16 protein-coding genes and 1 pseudogene are annotated in these 19,921 nt (G+C 74.5%); 7 read left to right on the top strand and 10 right to left on the bottom strand.

What is annotated here, in order from left to right; genetic code table 11:
- The first annotated feature begins 242 nt into the window (after nucleotides 1-242).
- Nucleotides 243-512: a hypothetical protein gene (locus tag ACIGXE_RS33280; RefSeq protein WP_399753398.1), complete on the top strand. Its 270-nt coding sequence runs from the start codon at nucleotides 243-245 to the stop codon at nucleotides 510-512.
- Between the two features lie 114 nt (nucleotides 513-626).
- Here ACIGXE_RS33280 and ACIGXE_RS33275 read toward each other — a convergent pair whose 3' ends face one another.
- The 3 genes from ACIGXE_RS33275 to ACIGXE_RS33265 form a co-directional block, all read right to left on the bottom strand.
- Entirely contained in the window at nucleotides 627-1,130 is a 504-nt protein-coding gene (locus ACIGXE_RS33275) for an FBP domain-containing protein (RefSeq protein WP_399753396.1), read from the bottom strand.
- Between the two features lie 140 nt (nucleotides 1,131-1,270).
- On the bottom strand, nucleotides 1,271-2,752 hold the full coding sequence (locus ACIGXE_RS33270) for a PLP-dependent aminotransferase family protein (RefSeq protein ID WP_399753394.1): 1,482 nt from the start codon (nucleotides 2,750-2,752) through the stop codon (nucleotides 1,271-1,273).
- Between the two features lie 107 nt (nucleotides 2,753-2,859).
- A complete protein-coding gene (locus ACIGXE_RS33265; protein ID WP_399753391.1) occupies nucleotides 2,860-3,243 on the bottom strand; it encodes a DUF1720 domain-containing protein in 384 nt (127 codons plus the stop codon).
- Here ACIGXE_RS33265 and ACIGXE_RS33260 point away from each other — a divergent pair.
- Nucleotides 3,242-3,823 (top strand): universal stress protein, encoded by a 582-nt coding sequence (locus tag ACIGXE_RS33260; RefSeq protein WP_399753389.1) that lies wholly within the window; start codon nucleotides 3,242-3,244, stop codon nucleotides 3,821-3,823. The two genes, ACIGXE_RS33265 and ACIGXE_RS33260, sit on opposite strands and share 2 nt — an antisense overlap.
- On the opposite strand, the gene ACIGXE_RS33255 is transcribed toward ACIGXE_RS33260, so the two are convergent.
- Nucleotides 3,808-5,187 (bottom strand): DUF6777 domain-containing protein, encoded by a 1,380-nt coding sequence (locus ACIGXE_RS33255; protein ID WP_399753386.1) that lies wholly within the window; start codon nucleotides 5,185-5,187, stop codon nucleotides 3,808-3,810. The genes ACIGXE_RS33260 and ACIGXE_RS33255 overlap by 16 nt on opposite strands.
- Before the next feature lie 63 nt (nucleotides 5,188-5,250).
- Here ACIGXE_RS33255 and ACIGXE_RS33250 point away from each other — a divergent pair, with 63 nt between their 5' ends.
- Nucleotides 5,251-6,609, top strand: a complete 1,359-nt coding sequence (locus ACIGXE_RS33250) for a streptophobe family protein (RefSeq protein WP_399753384.1) — start codon at nucleotides 5,251-5,253, stop codon at nucleotides 6,607-6,609.
- Nucleotides 6,610-6,760: 151 nt separating this feature from the next.
- Here the strand turns inward: ACIGXE_RS33250 and ACIGXE_RS33245 are convergent, their stop codons facing one another.
- Genes ACIGXE_RS33245 through ACIGXE_RS33235 form a run of 3 tightly spaced genes read right to left on the bottom strand, consistent with a single transcriptional unit; the run spans nucleotide 6,761 to nucleotide 11,361 of the window.
- Complete coding sequence (locus tag ACIGXE_RS33245) at nucleotides 6,761-7,831, bottom strand: serine/threonine-protein kinase (protein WP_399753382.1); 1,071 nt, start codon at nucleotides 7,829-7,831, stop codon at nucleotides 6,761-6,763.
- Nucleotides 7,828-8,535: a hypothetical protein gene (locus ACIGXE_RS33240; RefSeq protein ID WP_399753380.1), complete on the bottom strand. Its 708-nt coding sequence runs from the start codon at nucleotides 8,533-8,535 to the stop codon at nucleotides 7,828-7,830. Before ACIGXE_RS33240 ends, ACIGXE_RS33245 begins: the two co-directional genes overlap by 4 nt.
- A 9-nt stretch (nucleotides 8,536-8,544) precedes the next feature.
- Nucleotides 8,545-11,361 carry an FHA domain-containing protein gene (locus ACIGXE_RS33235; protein WP_399753378.1) on the bottom strand — a complete coding sequence of 939 codons (2,817 nt, stop codon included), beginning with the start codon at nucleotides 11,359-11,361 and terminating at the stop codon, nucleotides 8,545-8,547.
- A gap of 122 nt (nucleotides 11,362-11,483) precedes the next feature.
- On the opposite strand from ACIGXE_RS33235, the gene ACIGXE_RS33230 reads away from it, so the two are divergent.
- Complete coding sequence (locus ACIGXE_RS33230; RefSeq protein ID WP_399753375.1) at nucleotides 11,484-12,140, top strand: TetR/AcrR family transcriptional regulator; 657 nt, start codon at nucleotides 11,484-11,486, stop codon at nucleotides 12,138-12,140.
- On the opposite strand, the gene ACIGXE_RS33225 is transcribed toward ACIGXE_RS33230, so the two are convergent.
- The gene (locus tag ACIGXE_RS33225) at nucleotides 12,104-12,910 is read right to left on the bottom strand and encodes a class II aldolase/adducin family protein (protein ID WP_399753373.1); all 807 of its coding nucleotides are present in this window, start codon (nucleotides 12,908-12,910) and stop codon (nucleotides 12,104-12,106) included. The genes ACIGXE_RS33230 and ACIGXE_RS33225 overlap by 37 nt on opposite strands.
- Before the next feature lie 403 nt (nucleotides 12,911-13,313).
- Here ACIGXE_RS33225 and ACIGXE_RS33220 point away from each other — a divergent pair, with 403 nt between their 5' ends.
- Together ACIGXE_RS33220 and ACIGXE_RS33215 are read left to right on the top strand one after the other, a co-directional pair.
- On the top strand, nucleotides 13,314-13,991 hold the full coding sequence (locus ACIGXE_RS33220) for a ThuA domain-containing protein (RefSeq protein WP_399753372.1): 678 nt from the start codon (nucleotides 13,314-13,316) through the stop codon (nucleotides 13,989-13,991).
- Between the two features lie 99 nt (nucleotides 13,992-14,090).
- Nucleotides 14,091-15,491, top strand: a pseudogene (locus ACIGXE_RS33215) (NADP-dependent succinic semialdehyde dehydrogenase); the annotation flags it as partial.
- 16 nt (nucleotides 15,492-15,507) lie between these two features.
- On the opposite strand, the gene ACIGXE_RS33210 reads toward ACIGXE_RS33215, so the two are convergent.
- Nucleotides 15,508-16,518, bottom strand: coding sequence for a PHP domain-containing protein (locus tag ACIGXE_RS33210; RefSeq protein WP_399753370.1), 1,011 nt, complete (start codon nucleotides 16,516-16,518; stop codon nucleotides 15,508-15,510).
- Nucleotides 16,519-16,537: 19 nt separating this feature from the next.
- The gene (locus ACIGXE_RS33205) at nucleotides 16,538-18,658 is read right to left on the bottom strand and encodes a SpoIIE family protein phosphatase (protein WP_399753368.1); all 2,121 of its coding nucleotides are present in this window, start codon (nucleotides 18,656-18,658) and stop codon (nucleotides 16,538-16,540) included.
- Nucleotides 18,659-18,737: 79 nt separating this feature from the next.
- Between ACIGXE_RS33205 and ACIGXE_RS33200 the strand changes: the two genes are divergently transcribed.
- Nucleotides 18,738-19,921 (top strand): BTAD domain-containing putative transcriptional regulator (locus ACIGXE_RS33200; protein WP_399753365.1); only part of this gene is annotated, 1,184 nt, incomplete at its 3' end.

Below are 19,921 nucleotides of genomic sequence, written 5' to 3'. Positions count from 1 at the left end.
GCCCCCCCCCCGCGGGGCCCCCCCGGGCGGCCCACCCCTGGTCCCGCGCCCCGCCCCCCCGGGCCCCCTCGCCCGTCGCCCCGCCCCGGGGGGGGGGGCCCCCGCCCCCCCCCCCCGACTGGAGAGGGCGAGAGGGAAGGGGGACGCTGGAGGTGAGCGCGCCCGGGCGTCGAGGGCGCGGCGAACGGCGCGCCTGCCCGGTCGGGAAAGGCCGCGTCATGCACATGATGCTGAGAATCCAGATGGACACCGAGGCTTCCAACCAGGCCATCCAGCAGGGCACCCTGCAGAAGACGGTCGAGGGCGCCTTGGAGGAGCTGAAGCCCGAGGCCGCCTACTTCACCGTGAGCGACGGCTGTCGGACGGCGTACGTGTTCTTCGACCTGGACGACCCGTCGATGATGCCGAAGATCTCGGAGCCCTTCTTCATGCAGCTCCGCGCGAAGATCGACTACACGCCGGTCATGGACCGGGAGGAGCTGCGCAAGGGCCTCGCCGCCATCGGGCGCTGACCCTCCCGGCGCTGCCCCCTCCGGCCGTCTCGCCACGGTCGCCCCTCGGCCCCGCGGTCCGCGTGCCCGCCTCGTCGGCCCGCGGACCGCGTGTCGTGCCGGCCTCCGGAGTCGTCAGCCGGCCGTGACCCGTTCCACGAACGCGTCCAGGTTGCCCATCATCCGCTCGGCCTGCTCGTCGACGGTCAGGGACTCCTCGTGGCGACGGCCGCGCAGCTTCGGCTGCCGCTTGCCGCGCACGTAGAGCGAGCACGCGAGGTCGGCGCAGATGTACGTGCCCACCGTGTTGCCCTCCCGTCCGCGGGCGCCGGACAGCGGCGCGACCAGCAGGGTCACGCCGGACGAGGCGTGGGAGGTCAGGCAGAGCTGGCACATGCTGGACTTCGTCGCGCTGGTGCGGCCGACGGCCGGCACGCGCAGCGTGATGCCGACCGGCCCTTCCGGGCGCGGTACGACGAGGTGGGCGCGCAGCGGCGCGCCGGGATCGACCCAGCCCAGGAAGTCCAGGTCCTCCCAGGGCAGCTCGGCGAAGTCGAGCGGAAGCTTCATCCGGGCCGCGTCGCCCTTCGTGCAGTTCACGAAGGAGGCGCGGATCTGTTTGTCGGTCAGTGGTTCCACCCGATCGACCGTACACAGGGCCCTTGCCCCGGGCATCCGATTATCGGTGCGCGCGGGGCGGGGGGAGTGGCGGGGCAGGGCCGGCCTGGGCTGGGCCGAGGGTAGGGGGTGGTGGGGCCGGTGCCCGTGCGGACCGGACCTCAGGCCACCCAGTCCGGCAGGCCGGGGTCGGCGATCCGGGCCGGGGCGCCCTCCAGGGCCGCCGCGAGCCGCTCGGCCGCCGGCTCGTAGACCTCGCCCGGCAGCGCGTAGGGGATACGGAGCCGGTGCTCGTGGGTCCCGGGATCCACCCCGAACCGGGCGCCGCCCTCCACCCGCACCCCGTGCCGCAGCGCGCGTGCCGCGAGCTGTGAGGCGATCGGCCGGCCGAGGTCGATCCAGAGGCAGAGGCCGCCCGGCGGCAGCGTCCAGTGCCACTCCGGTACGTGCCGGGCGAGGGCCGAGGCCAGCGCCTCCCTGCGCCGCCGCAGCTCCGCCGCCCTGCCGGGCAGCAGCGGGTCGATCCGGTCCATCAGGGCCACGGCCAGCAGCTGGTCGAGGACCGAACCCGCGAGGTCGTGCGTGATCCGCACCCGCGCCAGCTCCGTCACCACCCGGGAGGAGGCCCGTGCCCAGCCGACCCGCAGCCCGCCCCAGCAGCTCTTGCTGAGCGAGCCCACGCTGATGATCTGCTCCCCGCTGCCGGGTCCGGCCGAGGCCGCGAAGGGCCGGGGCGCCGGCACGTCCAGAGCGATGTCGGAGAGGGTCTCGTCCACCAGCAGCCAGGTCCCGGTGGCCCGCGCCGCCCGGGCGATCTCCCTCCGCTGCTCGTCGGGCATGAGGCGGCCGGTCGGATTGTGGAAGTCCGGGATCAGATAGGCGAGCCGCGGCGCCGTCTGTCGCAGGGCGGCGTCGATCAGTCCGCTGTCCCAGCCTGCCTCGGTCACCGGAACGGGCGTGATGCGCATCCGGTGGCCCCGCATCGCGTCCAGGGCGTTGGTGTACGAGGGGTTCTCGGCCAGCACGCGGTCTCCGGGCCCGCCGAGCAGCGCGAGGGCGAGCGTGAGGGCCTGCTGGGCGCCGGTGGTCACGAGGATCTGCTCGGGCCGGGTGGGCAGGCCACGGGCGGTGTACCGGTCGGCGATCGCGGCGCGCAGTTCGGGCAGCCCGTACGGGTGGTACCCCTGGGACATCGCGTACCGCGGCAGCTCCGCGGACGCGGCCGCGAGCGCCTCGGCCAGGACGCCCGTCGGCGCCTCCGGCGCGGCGAGCGCCAGGTCGATCACCGCCTCGCCGTCGCCGTGGATCGCGGCGGGACCGATCGGCGTCTGCCCCTCGGGCAGCGTCGTCCAGGTGCCGGCGCCCTGCCGGCTGTGCGCGTATCCGCTCTCCCGCAGCAGGTCGTACGCGGCGGTGACGGTCGTCCGGCTCACACCGAGCGCCGCTGCCAGCTCGCGCTCGGCGGGCAGCCGCATCCGTAGCGCGACCCGTCCGTCGAGCAGGGTCTCCCGCACCGCCCGGGCCAGTTCGCGATAGCCGAAGCGGCCCTGTTCCGGCGGGGTGAGCAGCGCTGCCAACTGCCGCCCGCTCAAGGTGCGGTCCGACACGGCGACCACGTTGCGGACCACTCGACCGTCTGCCATGCCAATCACTCCCCATTGGCTCTGCTGTCCAGGCCAATAAGGCTACAGACTCCATGTCAGTGGCCTGGAGGCCCAGGGGAGAGGAGTGGGGAGCATGTCCGGTTACGTCACCGATCGCGACGAAAGGATGTGGCAGCGGCGCGCGGAGGAGCGGATCGCGCCGTCGTGGGAGCTCGGATACTGGATCCGGGCGCGCCGGCGCGAGATCCAGACCCTGCGCCATCGGATCCAGGCGCGGCGGAACCGGATCCAGTCGCCGGGACATCGGATCCAGTCGCCTGAGGAGCGAATTCAGTCGCCAGTGGAGCGGATCCAGGCTCCTGTGGAGCGGATCCCGTCGCCAGTGGAGCGGATCCAGGCTCCTGTGGAGCGGATCCCGTCGCCGCCGGTGGAGCGCATCCCGTCTCCTGTGGAGCGGATCCAAGATCCCGGACATCGGACCCAAGCCCCGCGCCCGCCCCGCCGGGCCCCGCGGCCCGGGGCCCCGGCATGAGCCGGATCGTCGTCGGTGTGAGCGGCTCGCTCGCCTCGCTCGCCGCACTGCGCCAGGCCGCCGCCCTCGCCCGCCGGGAAGGTGCCGGCCTGCTCGCGGTCCTCGCCTGGGAGCCGCCGGAGGGGGAGGCGCTCTACGCCCGGATGCCCGACCGCGCCTGGGCGCGGATGTGGGCGGACGACGCCCGGTCGAGGCTGGCCCGAGCCTTCGAGGACGGCCTCGGCGGGGTCCCCGAGGCGATGGCCGTCGAGCGGCGGATCGTCCGGGACGCCCCCGCGGCGGCCCTCGTCGCGGCGGCCGACGAGCCGGGGGACGTGCTGGTGATCGGCTGTGCCCGGGCCCACGGCCGGTTCGGCCGGCCGCGCCGCAGGCCGGTGCTGCGCGCCGTCATGGCCCGCGCCGAGGGTCCCGTCGTGGTGGTGCCCGGGCCCGTGCTACGACGCGGCGAGGCACGGCTGCTGCGACGCCACGCCCCCGATCCCGTACCCGGGTGGCGGAGTACGGAGGCGGGGGCGGCGCGTCCCGGGGGCGGGCGCCTGCCGCGCACACCGGGACGCGGTGTTCAGGCCGGCGGCTGAGGGCCCGGGATTCCGCCGGTCACGGCGCTCGCCGACTGGCTCGTCGACTCGCTCGCGGACTGCGTCGTCGTGGTCAGGTCCGTGGCCGGCTGCGACTCCGGGCCCGACGACTCGGTCGACGGCGACGATGACGAGGGCGTCGCCGAGGAACTCGACGTCGACGGCGTCGGCGAGGTGGTGGAGGTGAGCGGCGCCGGACACGGCGAGGGCGTCACGCCGTCGTGCGGCTTCGGCTTCTCCGTGCCCGTGACCGTCACACACGGCACCGGCGACGACGGCGAGGTGGAAGGAGACGTGGAGGCGGACGTGGAGGGCGACTTCGACGGCTGCGGCGGGGGCGTCGTGTGCTTGTCGTGGCGGCCCGTGTCGCCCGACTTGCGGGCGATCCAGCGGTCGTCGTGCGGGTCGTAGAGGACGAAGACGTTGATCACCGTCACGGACGGCTTCACGACCACGACGTTGCTCGTCCGGAAGCCCGGCCAGGGACTGCCGACCTGCTTCGGCGCCTTCTGGGCGACCGGCGGGGTGAGCGGGTTGCCGCAGGCGCAGCGCACCCTCGGGACTCCGTGGTCGTCGACCAGGACCGCCGTGCCCGCCTGGAGCACCGACTGGAACTCGACGGGAGAGCCGCCCCGGAAGCCGTGGTTGCTCACCCGGGTGTCCACCCGCAGTTGAACGGGCGTCAGCGACCGGATGTATCCGGGGACCTCGGCCGGCTTGATGCCGATCACGGAGGCGAAGGCGGCGTTCTTGGCGGGCTCTTCGGCGAGGAAGCGGACCTGCGCCTCGACGTCGCAGCTCGCGATCTTCTGGGTGCCGCCGTACAGGCCGGGTGCCGAACCCTGCACGCTGCGCGTGGCGTTGGCGTCCGCGACGGTCCCGCTGGGCAGTGGCGGGGGCGAGGCGCTCGTGGTGTCCGTACGGGCGGTGGAGCGCGTGAAGGGATAGGGGCCGGTCGCGGAGGCGTTCTGCAGGAACACCTCACCGCCCCCGGAGCCGGCCTGGTTCGAGCCTCCGCCGCCGTCCCGCTGGGTGAGGACGACGACGAGCGCGACGGCCGCGACCAGGACCGCGGTCAGGGAGGCCACCTTGGGGACGGAGCGCCACCACGGGCCCTGACCGCCTCCGCCGCCGGCCGCGCCCCCTCCCGTACCGCCGCCGGAGCCGCCGCCTCCGCCGCCCCCACGGCCGCCCCCGCCCGAACCGTCGTGCGGAGGGCCGGAGGGTGGTGGTGGCGGGGCGTGGCCGGGCCGCGTGCTGGGACCCGAGAGGGGGCCCGAGGGCGGGCCGGTGGGAGGGACCGACGGCTGGCCGGACGGCGGGTGGGAAGTCACGTTTTTCCCTTTCTTCCGATCCGCGCCCATTGTGTGCGCCCAACCGGTGCCGCCCGCAAGCGGACCGCACCCGCCGGTATTAGCGTGGGCAGGGTGAGCACTCGGCTCCCCACCCCACCCGGCCGGACCGCGCCCGCCGACGCCACGGGGCACCTCGCCCGCGGCATCGCGACCGGTCTCGCCGCCGTCGTCGCCGGCTACCTCGCGATGGCTGTCACCGCCGCCCTCGGCCTGTGGGCCGCGGGCGCGGCCGATCTGCCGGGCGGATCCGGCGCCTTCGTCGCCGTCCTCGCCGCCGTCGTCGTCATGGCCACCGGCGGACAGGTCGGCCTCTCCGGCGACGCCGGATCCCTCGCGGGCACCCAGGCCGAACTGACGGCCATGCCCCTCACCGTCACCCTGGTGGGCGCGCTCGTCACCGGAACCCTCTTCCTGCGCCCGCTGCGTCACCACGCCGTCGCCCGGGTCCGCGACCTCCTCGCGCTCGCCGTGCCCACCGTCGTGCTCTGGCTGGCGGCGCTGGGCGGCCTCTGCGCCGTCGCCCGCCACGACTTCCCCATCAGCCTCGGCGGCGGCGACACCGAGGACACCGGCGATTTGGGAGAGCTCTTCAAGGACCTCCTCGACGCCACGAACCCCAGCGTCGGCTTCTCCACCCACGTCGGCCCGACCCTCTTCTACGGCCTCCTGTGGATCCTCGGCGTCCTCGTCATCGCCCTGCTCGTCTCCCGGCGCACCCCGCTGCCGGCCCGCCTCGTCCGCCACCACCAGGCCGTCCGCCCCGCCGCCTCGGCGCTGCTGCTCCTGGTCCTCGCGTACGTGGCCGTCGGCCTCGTCATCGGCCTGGTCGTCGCCGCCACCAAGGGGCACGCGGCCGAGACCTTCGCCGTGCTGCTGCTCGGCCTGCCCAACGTCAGCTGGCTCGCCCTCGCCGTCGGCATCGGCGGCTCCTACGACGGCCGGGTCGACGGCCCGTTCGGCCTGCCCATGCCGCAGATCCTCGACTCCGTGCTGCGTGGCGGCGACCCCAAGGAGCTGAAGACCGTCGACCTGTCCACGCTGGCCTCCTACGACGCGCGTGCCTGGTGGCTGCTCCCGATCGCCGTCGTGCTCGTGCTCGGCGCCGCCGTCGTCATGGCCACCCGCTCACCCGCCCGCGTCCGGCCCTGGCAGCACGCCCTCCACCTCGGCATCGGCTTCGCCGTCACCATGCTGGTGATCACCCCGCTCACCCTCGTCGAGGCCCGCTTCGGCCTGTCGATCCTCGGCATCGGCGACCTGAAGGCACTCGGGGCGGAGGTCGTGCTGCGCCCCCACATCTGGAAGACGGTCGGCCTTGCCCTTCTGTGGGGCCTGGTGGCCGGCTTCCTCGGCGGGCTGCTCGCCTCCCGCGTCCACCGCCGCGGAGAGGTCGAGCCCCCACCGTCCGCCGACGCCAAGGCGGGCCCCTGACCTCCGAAGTCCCTGACCTACGAAGCCCTGACCTACGAAGCCCCTGAGCCGCAGCCCTCCTGAGCTCCGGGCCTCCAAGCCCTGCGCTCCAAGCCTCCTGCGCCGAAGCCCTGCGCTCCAAGCCTCCTGCGCCGCTCCAAGCCCCCTGCGCTCACAGCTCCCTGAACACGGGCCGCGCCCAAGCCGGCGGTTCCGGCGGTGGTCCCTCCGGCCAGCCCCCGGACACGCTGCGCGGCGCCTCCCGGACCCGCTGGCCCCGCTCCAGCACCGCCCGCAGCTCCGCCACGAACTCCAGACAGGTCCCGTACCGCTCCTCCGGCGCCTTCGCCAGGGCCCGCGCGAACACCGCGTCCGCCGCCTCCGGCAGCCCCGCCCGCTCCTCCGACAGCGGGGGCGGCGGATCGTACTGATGGGCCCACAGCAGGGCCATGTCGTCGTCCCGGCGGAACGGCGGCACACCCGTCAGCGTCTCGAAGACCACGCACCCCAGGCTGTAGACGTCGCAGCGGCCGTCCACCGGCTTGCCCGAGATCTGCTCGGGCGCCACGTAGTCGAGGGTCCCCACGAACTGTCCGACCGTCGTGAAGCCGGTCAGCGACAGCGACTTCTTCGTCAGGCCGAAGTCGGTGAGGTACACGTGCTCGGGATGGTCCCGGTCGGTGCCCTCGGCGACCAGGATGTTGCCCGGCTTCACGTCCCTGTGCACCAGGTCGTGCGCGTGCGCCGCGTCCAGGGCGGAGGCCACCTGCACCGCGATCCGTCCCGCCGTCACCGGCTCCAGGGCGCCCTCCCGGTCCAGCAGGGCCCGCAGGTCCTGGCCGGGCACGTACCGCATCGCGATGTACAGCACGCCCTCCGTCTCGCCCGCCTCGAAGACCGGCACGATGTGCGGGTGGTCGATGGCGGCCGCCACCCGCGACTCGTGCGCGAAGCGCTTGCGGAAGGTGTCGTTGCGGGCCAGCTCCGGGGCGAGCAGCTTCAGCGCCACGATCCGGTCGAGCCGCAGGTCGCGCGCCCGGTAGACGACCGCCATGCCGCCACGCCCGATCTCCTCCTCCACGACGTACCCGGCGATCCGCTTGCCCAGGAGCCCCGAGTCCCGGCCCGCCGGAAGCCCGGAGTCCGCGAGGGAGGAACCGAGCCCGGTGGCTGGGGTGCCTGGGGCCGTTCCGGAGGGGCCGCGGCCGGGGGTGCCCGGAGCCGTGCCGTCCGCCGCCGTCATCCGCCCTCACCCTGCTCGTCCGCGTGCCCGGCGCGCTCGGGCGGCACGAGCCCCACGTGCTGCGTGAGGTCCGCGGAGCCGTCCACCACCTGCGTGTCCACGACCTGCGTGGCCCCGGGGCCCTCCTCCTGGAGCAGCTGGGGCACCACCTGGGTCGGCTCGTGCGCCGGTTCTCCGGAGGCGGCGGGCGCGGCGGACGCCGCCGAGGGGCGCGCCGAGGCCGCGTACGTGCTCAGGCCGCTGCCGTCGCAGTACACCCACCGCTCGTGCTCCGCGTCGTACAGCCACAGCGACTCGCCGTCGACGACCATCCCGACCCGCAGGCCGCGGGTGCGCCTGCGGAACGTCTCGCCGTCCGCGCGTCCCGCCGAGAGCTCCTCGGCGGCCCGGCGGTACCGGCCCAGCGCGTCCTCCGCGCGGGCGATCAGCGGGCGGGGGTCGGCGGTGCGGGCGAGCGAGCGGCCCGCGGCCGGCGGATCGGCCGGTACGGAGACCAGGAGCCGGGCGTCCACCCACGCGGACCAGCCGTTCGAACAGAGCACCTGCCCCCAGTCACCGACCCGGTCGAGCAGCTGCACCGGCAGGAACGCGTCCAGCGGCTCCGTCGGCAGCGCCGGGTCGGGCGCCTCCCACGCGGGCAGGCCCTCACGCGGCACGACGTGCGTGGGCCGGAAGTCCGGGACGGGCACGTAATCCGTAGACACCACGGGTTCCTACCTCCGCATCACGACCGGCTCGTGCCGGCGCAACAGCCGGGCCACCACGAGCCCGAGGAGGACACAGAGCACCACCAGCATCCCCATGTCGAACAGCCACGCGCCGACGGTGTGGTCCATCAGCGGATCGGCGGTCTTCTCGCCCGGCACCGTCGCCCCGATGTCGATCGTCGCGCCCATCGCGGCGAACGCCCACCGCGACGGCACCAGCCACGCCAGCTGCTCCAGGACCGGTGTGCCGCGCACGTTGAGCAGCGCTCCGCAGAACACCACCTGGACGATGGCGAGGAGGACGAGCAGCGGCATCGTCACCTCCTCCTTGCGCACCAGGGCGGAGACGAAGAGGCCGAGCATCATGGCCGTGAAGGCGAGCAGGGCGACGGCGAGCGTGATCTCCACGAGCGGTGGCATCAGGACGCCCTTGCCGTCGGGGGCCCCGAGGGGGACGCCGATCAGCGCGACCAGGGTCAGGACCACCGCCTGCACGATCGTGATCAGGCCCAGGACGACGACCTTGGACATCAGATACGCCGAACGGGACAGGCCGACGGCTCTCTCACGGCGGTAGATCGTCCGCTCCTTGACCAGCTCCCGTACCGCGTTCGCCGCCCCCGTCAGCACCCCGCCGACGCACAGGATCAGCAGGACGTTCAGGGTCGACTCGGGATTCAGCCTCCCCTCCGACAGGGCGCGGGCCATCGCGCCCATCACGAAGGGCAGCGCGACCATGATGGCCAGGAAGGTCCGGTCCGCGGACAGGGCGGCCGCGTAGCGCCGTACGAGGGTACGGAGCTGCGCCGACCAGCTCTGGGCCTTCGGCGGCGGCGCCGGCTCCGGCGGCGGCCCCGCGTGCGGCAGACCCGGCCGTACGGTGGCCTCCTCGATGTACTGGCGGTGGAAGCGCGAGCTCCGGTACTGGCCCGCCCAGTCACGGTCGCGGTCGTTCTCGAAGGCCTCGAACGCCTCCGGCCACTGCTGGAAGCCGAAGAAGTCCAGCGTGTCGCTGGGCGGGCCGTAGTAGGCCACCCGCCCGCCCGGCGCGAGGACCAGCAGCCGGTCGCACACGTCCAGGCTCAGCACACTGTGGGTGACGACGATGACGGTGCGCCCGTCGTCGGCGAGCCCGCGCAGCATGTGCATCACCGAGCGGTCCATGCCCGGGTCGAGCCCGGAGGTCGGCTCGTCGAGGAAGAGCAGCGACGGCTTCGTGAGCAGCTCCAGGGCCACGCTCACCCGCTTGCGCTGGCCGCCGGACAGGCGGTGGATCGGCTGCCCGGCCCGCTCTTCCAGGCCGAGTTCGCCGATCACCTCGTCCACCCGGGCGCGCCGCTCGGCGGCCGCGGTGTCCTCCGGGAAGCGCAGTTCGGCGGCGTAGGCGAGGGCCCGGCGGACGGTGAGCTGGAGGTGCAGGATGTCGTCCTGCGGGACGAGCCCGATGCGCTGGCGCAGCTCCGCGTAGTCCCGGTAGAGGTCGCGGCCGTCGTAGAGGACCGTGCCCCGGTCGGCGGGCCGCTGGCCGGTGAGCGCGCCGAGGAGGGTCGACTTGCCCGCTCCGGAGGGCCCCACGACGGCGAGCAGGCACTTCTGCCCGACGGGGAAGGACACCCCGTCCAGGAGCGTCTTGCGGCCGTGGTCGACCGTGACGGCCAGCTCCTGCACGTCGAGGGAGACCTCGCCGGTGTCGGTGAACTCGACGAGGTTGCCGCCGATGAGACAGAAGGCGCAGTGGCCGATGCCCACGATGTCCTCGGCCGTCACGCGCGCGTGCGCCACGGGACGCCCGTTGAGGAAGGTGCCGTTGTGGCTGCCGAGGTCGTGGATCCAGTACGTGCCGTCCGGCGCGGCCCGCAGCTCGGCGTGCCGGCGCGAGACGGTGAGGTCGTCGACGACCAGGTCGTTGTCGGCGCCCCGACCGATCCGGACCGCGTGCGCCGGCAGCGGCCGCACCGCGGTCGGCTGCCGGAAGGTGCCGGTAAGAGCCGGGTTCGAGACGGAGGACGGGCGGGGCGGCGTTCGGTGGGCCGGGGCGCCGAGGTCCGGCGACGGGGCCGGCGGGGGTGCGGGGGAGCGGGATCCGACGCCGGGGGGCGCGGCCGCGGCCGGGCTCACGGGCGGCGTGGCCGCCGGGGGCTCGGGAGCGGGTGGCCGAGGAGCGCGCGGCTCTGCGGCCGGGGGCTGCGGAGCCAGGGGGTCGAGCGCCACGGGCTCGGGGGCCGGCGGCACGGGCGGTGGAGGTTCGGGCGCCGGGGGAGCGGCGGGTGGGGGCTCGGGCGGTACGGGCTCGGGCGCCACCGGTGCGGGCGCCACGGGTCCGGGCCACACCGGCTCCGCCCGTACGGGCTCGGGGGACGGCGCGGGCTCCGCCCGCTGGGGATCCGGGGGCGGCGCGGGCTCCGCCCGTACGGCATCCGGGGGCCAGGCCGGCTCCGCCCGTACCGGATCCGCTGGTGCCGGCCGGGCCGGGGTGTCCGGGTACGGAGCCGGGTACGGGCTCCGGGCGGGCAGGAGTACCGCTTTCGGCCCGTCCAGAGGGTGGCCGAAGCGGATCACGGTGCCGGGGCCGACCGCGCTGAGATGCACCCGGCGGTCGTCGGCGAAGGTGCCGTTCGTACTGCCCTCGTCCTCGAGGGTCCAGTGGTCCCCGACCGCCCGCAGCACCGCGTGGTGCCAGGACGCCCGGGCGTCGCCGAGGACGAAGTCGCTGGTGGGGTCGCGCCCGATGCGATAGACGCGACTCGGGTTCATCAGGGTCGCGTCCCCGTCGATCTCGAGGACCAGTTCGGGTGCGGCAGGCGCGACGGGCCGCTCTCCCATGCGTGAATCTTAACGTCGACGGCCGCTCCTTGCCTGGGCGAGCCGCCGGTATGGTGGGCGCCGACCTGCCCCGGAGGGGCGACCGATCCACCCCGTGGAGGGGACGCAAGGAGGAGCCACCCGTGCCGAAAGGTGTCACCAAGCGCCGTCCCCGCACCCGCGCGGCCCTGCTGAAGGCGGCCCTGGAGACCTTCGCCGAGCACGGCTTCCACGCCGCGTCGATCGAGCAGATCTGCGAACGCGCCGGATTCACCCGCGGCGCCTACTACTCGAACTTCGCGAGCAAGGAGGAGCTCTTCCTCGCCCTGTTCGACGAGCACGGCGAGCGGATCGTGCGCCGCCTCGCCGACGCGATCGACGCGCTCCGCCCCGAGGAGTGCACCCTGGAGCGGCTGGCCGAACTCGCCTCGCGGGTCGAGCCGGACGAGCGGGACTGGTACCTGGTCAGCACCGAGTTCACCCTGCACGCCATCCGCGATCCGCAGGCGGCGTGGGTGCTCGCCCGGCACGACGCCCGGCTGCGCGCCGAGATCGCCCGCGGCCTGGAGCTGGTCCTGAGCCGAGCGGGCCTCGAACTCACCGTGGACGCCGACCGCTTCGCCCGGCTCGTCGTCGCCCTGCGCGAGGGCGGACTCGGGCAGAGCTACGTCGAGCCGGACGTTCTGCCGCCCGGCACTCTCGAACGCGACTTCCTGGCGCCCCTGTTGGCGGCCTCCACGCGTCCGGCCGGGGCGGTCGGCCCTCAGTCGAACAGGTCCGGGTCCGAGGCCGTGATCTGATCCCACAGCGGCCGGGCCTGGAACCAGCCCGCCAGGGAAGTCCCGATCTGTCCCCGGGTGAGCAGCGCCGTCTCCCGGTCGATCAGCTGCGGAGTGCCCGCCGCCATCGCCGACAACTGTGCCTGGCAGGAGCGTTCCATCGTGACGAACCACCACACGGCCTCGGCCACGGAACCGCCGACCGTGAGCAGGCCGTGGTTCTTCAGGATGACCGCCTTGTACGCGCCGAGGGCCTTCGCGACCCGCGCGCCCTCCTCCAGCTCGTTCACGACGCCCCGGTAGTCGTCGTAGATCCCGTGGTCCTCGAAGAACGCGCAGGCGTCCTGGGTGATCGGGTCCAGCGGAACGCCGAGGCTGGAGAAGGCCTTCCCGTGCAGGGAGTGGGAATGAGCGGCGGCGACCGCGTCGGGCCGGGCCGCGTGCACCTGCGAGTGGATCACGAACGCGGCCCGGTTGACCGGCCGGTTGCCGTCGAGCACCCGGCCCTCGTGGTCGACGCGGACGAGGTCGGAGGCCTTGATCTGGGAGAAGCTCATCCCGAACGGGTTGACCCAGAAGGTGTCCGGGTCCTCGGGGTCCCGCACGGTGATGTGCCCCGCGACGCCCTCCGAGAAGCCGAACCTGCCGAAGATGCGGAAGCCGGCGGCCAGTTGCTCCTTGCGGTAGCAGCGCTCCTCCTCGACGGAGTCGAAGGACGGCGGCAGCGGGAGCGTGACCCCTTCGGGCAGGGGGCCGACGGCGGCGGCGAGGGCGGGCGGCAGAGTGCTCATCAGGTCCTCCGGAGGGCGCTGCGGCGAGCGCCCGAGCGGCCGGAACCCACCGCCGGGCGCGGGGCGAGCGAAAAGATACATCGGTGTATCCGATGCGACAATGACCCTTCCGCTCAGGCCCCGGGCTCCCCGAACCGGGCCGGCGGATGCCGGACCCGCTTCACGTCCTTCACGTCCTGCCCGGGCGCACCGGCCCGACTCGGCCGACTCCTGCGGCGACGCGAAGTCGGCGGGGAGGCAGGGGCCTTGCGGCAGCGGGTGGTCGGTGGTTACGGTCAGCATGGAAAGCGCTTTCCCGGCGCGCTTTCCGGGTCGACGGGAACGGCGAGCAGCCGGCAGCCGAGGCCACGGAAGATCACGCAAGGCCTCGGAAGAACAGGGGGAGAACAGGACAGTGCACCACGTGGCGAGCAGCGCGACGAGGGACGTCCTCGTCTACACCCGCACCGCTGGCTACCGCCACGAGTCCATCCCCGCCGGCGCCGCCGCCCTCGCCGGACTGGCCGCCGAAGCGGGCTTCGCCGCGGAGACCACCGAGGACCCCGCCGTCTTCACGCCGGACCGGCTCGCCCGCTGCGCCGCCGTCGTCCTGCTCTCGACCACCGGCACCGTTCTCACGGAGGCCGGGCGCACCGCCTTCGAGGCGTACGTACGGGGCGGCGGCGGCCTGCTCGCCGTCCACGCGGCGGCCAACGCCGAACCCGACTGGCCCTTCTACGGCGAGCTCCTCGGCACCCGCTTCGACGGCCACCCCCCGCTCCAGCCCGGCACCGTCCGCGTCGACGTGCCCGACCACCCGGCGACGGAACCGCTGCCGCCGCACTGGGAGTGGACCGACGAGTGGTACAACTTCACCGCCAACCCCCGGGCCACCGGCGTCCGGGTGCTCGCCCGCGCCGACGAGACCAGCTACCACGGCGGCACCCTCGGCGCCGATCACCCCCTGGTGTGGTGCAGGGAGTCCGCGCCCGACCGGGGCCGCGTCCTGTTCACCGCGCTCGGCCACGCCGTCGAGGCGTACGCCGACCCCGCCTTCCGTGCCCACCTGGCCGGTGCCCTGCGCTGGGTGACGAGCGGCTGAACCTCGTCCCCCTTCCCCCGGCCCGTCACCCCACCGCCCCGCCCCGATTGCGGGCGGGCCCGGGCCGCGAAAGGTTGCCCGTGGGGGTGGAGGCGAGGAGGAGACGACATGGGCATCGCCACCGTGAACCCGGCGACCGGCGAGACGCTACGCACCTACGAGGCCCACGGGCCCGCCGAGATCGAGCGCCGTATCGACGCCGCCCACGAGGCGTACCGCCAGTACCGCACCACCCCCTTCGCCGAACGCGCGCGGTTGATGCGCGCCGCGGCGGCCCTCCTCGACGAGGACAGCGAGGACATCGCCCGCACCATGACCACCGAGATGGGCAAGCCGATCGTGGCGGCCCGCGCCGAGGCGGCCAAGTGCGCCAGGGCCATGCGCTGGTACGCCGAGCACGCCGAGGCCCTGCTCGCCGACGAACACCCCGCCGAGCACGACGTGCAGGACTCGGGCGCCGACCTCGCGCGCGTGCACTACCGGCCGCTCGGCCCGGTCCTCGCCGTCATGCCGTGGAACTTCCCGCTCTGGCAGGTGATCCGCTTCGCCGCGCCCGCGCTCATGGCCGGCAACACCGGACTCCTCAAACACGCCTCCAACGTGCCCCAGACCGCGCTCTACCTCGGCGAACTGTTCCGCCGGGCCGGCTTCCCCGAGGGCTGCTTCCAGACCCTCCTCATCGGCTCCGGTGCCGTCGAGGGCGTCCTGCGCGACCCCCGGGTCGCCGCCGCCACCCTCACCGGCAGCGAACCGGCCGGCCGCTCCGTCGCCGCGATCGCCGGGGACGAGGTCAAGAAGACGGTCCTGGAGCTCGGCGGCAGCGACCCGTACATCGTCATGCCCTCCGCCGACCTGCCCCGGGCCGTGAAGACCGCCGTCACCGCGCGCGTCCAGAACAACGGCCAGTCCTGCATCGCCGCCAAGCGGTTCATCGTCCACCAGGACGTCTACGACGACTTCGCCGAGCGCTTCACCGCCGCCATGAACGCCCTCACCGTCGGCGACCCCCTGGACGACGACACCGACGTCGGCCCGCTCGCCACCGAACAGGGCCGCACCGACCTGGAGGCCCTCGTCGACGACGCGGTCTCCGCCGGTGCCACCGTGCTGTGCGGCGGTGGCCGCCCTCCCGGGCAGCCGCGCGGCTGGTTCTACCAGCCGACCGTCCTCACCGGCATCACCCCGGAGATGCGCATCCACCAGGAGGAGACCTTCGGCCCGGTCGCCACCCTCTACCCGGTCGCCGACATCGAGGAAGCCGTCACCGTCGCCAACGACTCGCCCTTCGGCCTGAGTTCGAACGTCTGGACCCGTAAGGCCGAGGACGTCGCCTTCTTCGTACGGGACCTGGAGGCCGGCGGCGTCTTCGTCAACGGCATGACCGCCTCCCACCCCGCCCTGCCCTTCGGCGGCGTGAAGCGCTCGGGCTACGGCCGCGAGCTCTCGGGCCACGGCATCCGCGAGTTCTGCAACGCCACCACGGTCTGGCAGCGGGCCTGAGCGCCGACGCGACGCCTCAGGCGCGCGTCCAGGCGAGCAGGTCCTCGGCGGACCAGGTGTTGATCACCCGGTCCGCCGGCACCCCGCACTCCTCGGCCCGCCCGCAGCCGAAGATCTGCCACTCCAGCTGCCCCGGCGCGTGGGCGTCGGTGTCCACCGCGAAGTACGCCCCGGCCTCCACCGCGAGCCGGAGCAGCCGGCGCGGCGGGTCGAGGCGCTCCGGGCGGCTGTTGATCTCCACGGCCGTGCCGGACTCGGCACAGGCGGCGAAGACGCGCTCCGCGTCGAACTCCGACTCCGGCCGCAGCCGGCCCCCGCTCACCAGGCGCCCCGTGCAGTGACCGAGCACGTCCATCAGGGGATTGCGCACCGCCCGCTCCATCCGGCGGGTCATCGCCCGCGCCTCCATCCGCAGCTTCGAGTGCACCGAACCCACCACGAGGTCGAGCCGGTCCAGGAGTTCGGGCTCCTGGTCGAGGGAGCCGTCCTCCAGGATGTCGCACTCGATGCCGGTGAGCAGCCGGAAGGGCGCCCATTCCTCGTTGAGCCGGGCCACCACGTCCAGTTGCTCCCGCAGCCGGTCGGGGGACAGGCCGCGGGCCACCTTCAGGCTCGGCGAATGGTCCGTCAGGACCGCCCACTCGTGGCCCAGTCCGGCCGCCGCGCGGCCCATGTCCTCGATGGTGCTGCCGCCGTCCGACCAGTCCGAGTGGAGATGGCAGTCGCCGCGCAGCGCCGCCCGCAGCGCCGCGCCGCCCTGCGCCTCCGGCACCGGGATCTCCCGCTCCAGCTGCTCCAGATAGTCCGGCACCCGTCCGGCCAGGGCCTCTCTCACCACCGCCGCCGTCTTCGGACCGATCCCCTTCACCGACTCCAGGGTCCCGGCCGCCGCCCGTCGCGCCACCTCGTCCGCGCCCAGCGCCGTCACCGCGGCCGCTGCGGTACGGAACGCGCGGACCCGGTACGTGGGCGCCTGCGAGCGCTCCAGGAGGAACGCGATCCGCTCCAGCGCCGCCACCGGGTCCATCCGCCGCACCGCCTTCCGCTCAGCCCGCCGTGGCGCTCGGAGCCGTGGAGCCCGAGCCGCCGTGCGGTCCGGGACCCGCCCCGTTCGCCGCGGCCGGCCCGATCTCGCACCACACCGCCTTGCCCTCGCCGCGCGGCTCCACGCCCCACCGCAAGGCGATCGCGTCCATCAGGAGCAGCCCGCGGCCCGAGGTCGCCGCCTCGCCCGGGGTGCGGCGCCGGGGCCACGCGCTCGACCGGTCCTGGACCGAGAGCCGTACCCGCCGCACCGGCTCCGGCAGCACCTCCAGGGTGAGCACCGCCCCGCCCTCGGTGTGCAGCAGCACGTTGACGAGCAGTTCGCCCGTCAACAGCTCGGCGTCGTCGGCCAGTTCGGGCATGCCCCAGTCCACCAGCGCCTGCCCCACCGCCGCCCGCGCGTCCGACAGGCCCTGCGGGTCGGCCTGGTGGATGTACTGGTGGATGCGGGGCGCCCGGGGCGTACCCGGGTCGGGGCTGCGCCGCAGCACGAGCAGGGCCACGTCGTCGCCCGAGCCCCACCGCTCCCACAACGTCTCCGACAGGTGGTCCGCGAGCGCCTCCGCCTGCGGCGGGCCGCTGCTCACCGCGTCGGCGAGCGCCTCGAGCCCCGACTCGATGTCCGTGCCCGGCTGCTCGACCAGACCGTCCGTGCACAGCACCAGCGTCTCGCCCGGCACCAGGTCGAGCCGGGTCTCGGGGAACTCCTCGTCCCCGAACACCGTCGCGAGCCCCAGCGGCAGGCCACCGCGCAGCTTCGGCCGGCCCACCCGCCCGTCGGTGTGCCGGATCAGCGGTCCCAGATGCCCCGCCCGTACCCCGCGCACCGTCCCGCCGGCCAGGTCCACCTGGGCGTACGTGCAGGTCGCGAAGCGATTGGTGTCCAGCTCGGCCAGAAAGCGGGAGGCGCGGGCGAGCACCGTCGACGGGGCGTGGCCCTCGCCCGCGTACGCCCGGAGCGCGATCCGGAGCTGGCCCATGATCGCGGCGGCGTGCGTGTCATGGCCCTGCACGTCGCCCACCACGACCCCGACCCGTCCGCGCGGCAACGGGATCACGTCGTACCAGTCGCCCCCGACCTGACGCCCGCTCCACGCCGCGTGGTAGCGCACGGCGATCTCGCCCCCGGTGATCACCGGGATCCGGCGCGGCAGCATCGTCGCCTGCAGGCCGGTGGCCAGCTCCCGCTCCTCGTCGAAGAGGATCGCCCGCTGCAGCGACTGCGCGACGATCGCCGCCAGACCCAGCAGCAGGTTGCGCTCGTCCGACTTGAAAGAGCTCGGACGGCGGTAGAACAGGGCCATCCCGCCCAGCGCGCGGGCCTGCGCGACCAGCGGCAGGTAGCAGGCCGACTTGAACGGCATCCGGGCCACGTACGGCGCGAGCTGCGGATAGTCCCGCCCGAGCGTCGAGAACGAGTTCACGAACCGGGGCCGCCCGCTCAGCACCGCCTCGGCCAGCGGCAGCCCCCGGTCGAGCCGGCGACTGCGGAAGTCGTCGACGACCTCCATGGACTCGCCGCTCAGCGCGATGATGTTGAGGGAACCGTTCTCCACCAGACCGAGCGCGAGCCCCTCCGCGCCGAGCCGCGCCAGCCCGCCGGGGCCGGTCAGCGCCGCCGTCACGTCGTCCACGGTCACCGCCCGCGACAGCGCGTGCGTCGTCCGCTCCACGATCGTGGTCTGCACCTCGCGGCGCTTCTCCAGGTCGAGCACGAACGCCGAGTGGGTCACCTCGGTCGTCGCGTCCCGCACGATCCCCACGATGCGGTGCGCCATGCCGCCGCCCCGGCGCAGGATCCGCGCCTGGACGTGCGTCCATTGGGGTGTGCCGTCGCCCCGCTCGAGCCGGACGTGCGCCGTGTACGAGCTCTCGCCGCTGGTGATGGCCTGCCGGACGACCCCTTCGAGCCGGGTCCGCTCCCCGGGGTCCAGACCGCGCACGAGCGTGGCCGGCCGCCCGTCGAAACTTTCCGGGGCAAGCCCGAAGACCAGCAGCCCCGCGTCGTCGACATCGATGGTGCCCGTGTCGAGATCCCAGTCGAAGCTGCCGGTGCGGTTCATGGCGAGGCGCTCGGTCGGCCCGATCTCGCCGCCGCGCGTGCTCCGCTCGTCATCGGTCATCTTCCCCATTGTCGAACCGGCACCCCCCGGACGCCATGGCGGCGACACCGCCACACGGGCGATTCGGCAGAATGGGCCGGTGCAGCCGCCCTACCGCATCCTCGGCCCCGCCCAGGCCCTCCGCGCCGACGGCGGCGAAGCCGTTCTGGGCGGCGCCCGGCTCCGGGCCCTGCTCACCGCGCTCGCCGCGGCGGGCGGCCGGGCCGTCCGCACGGACGCCCTGATCGCCCAGGTGTGGGAGGAGACCGCCGACGACCGCGTGGCGGCCCTCCAGGCCCTCGTCGGCCGGCTCCGCCGGGCCCTCGGGCACGACGCCGTCGCCTCCGAGCCCGGCGGCTACCGGCTGGCCGCCGCCCCCGACGCCGTCGACCTCTTCCGCTTCGAGGACCTCGCCGACCAAGGCGCACGGGAGCTCGACGCGGGCCGTCCCGAGCGCGCGGCGCCGCTCCTCGACGAGGCCCTCGGCATGTGGCGCGGCCCCGCCCTCGCCGACCTCCCCGAGCACGGCACCGACCCGCTCGCCGTACGGGCCGAACAGCGCCGCCTGCGCGCCCGGCGCGACCGGCTCGCCGCCGCGGTCGCCCTCGGGCACGCCGAGGAGAGCCTCGACCCGCTCGCCGCCCTGTGCGCGGAGCACGCGCTGGACGAGCCCCTGCAGGCGCTGCGGATCCGCGCCCTGCGCGCCGCGGGCCGGCCCGCCGAGGCCCTCGCCGCCTACGAGGCCGCGCGCCGCACCCTCGCCGACCGCCTCGGTACCGAACCCGGACCCGAACTCAGGGGCCTGTACGCGGCGTTGCTGGCCGGCGAGCAACCGCCCGCCGTCCGCCGCGCCCTGCCGGCCCCGCTCACCTCCTTCCTCGGCCGGGACCGGGAACTCCAGGAGCTCGCCGCGGAGGTGCGAGCCCGGAGACTCGTGACCCTGACCGGCCCCGGCGGAGTGGGCAAGACCCGGCTCGCCCTGGAGACCGCGGCGGGCCACGCGGAGGAGGCCTGGATCGTCGAACTCGCCGCCGTACGCGACGGTTCCGACGTCCCGGCCGCCGCCCTCACCGCCCTGGGTGCCCGCGAGACCCACGTGTGGGGCGGCACCGCCCTCACCGACCCCACCGCCCGCGACGCCGTCACCGCCCTCGTCGAGCACTGCGCACGGCGCCGGATGCTGCTCGTCCTGGACAACTGTGAGCATGTGGTGGGCGCGGCTGCGGAGTTGGTGGAGGTGTTGCTGGCGCGGTGTCCGGGGGTGACGGTGCTGGCGACGAGTCG

The sequence above is a fragment of the Streptomyces sp. NPDC053431 genome (genome assembly GCF_044544925.1).
In the GTDB taxonomy this organism is placed as follows: Bacteria; Actinomycetota; Actinomycetes; order Streptomycetales; family Streptomycetaceae; genus Streptomyces.
Note: the sequence above shows the minus strand (reverse complement) of the source record. Positions and strands in the feature narration are given on the sequence as shown.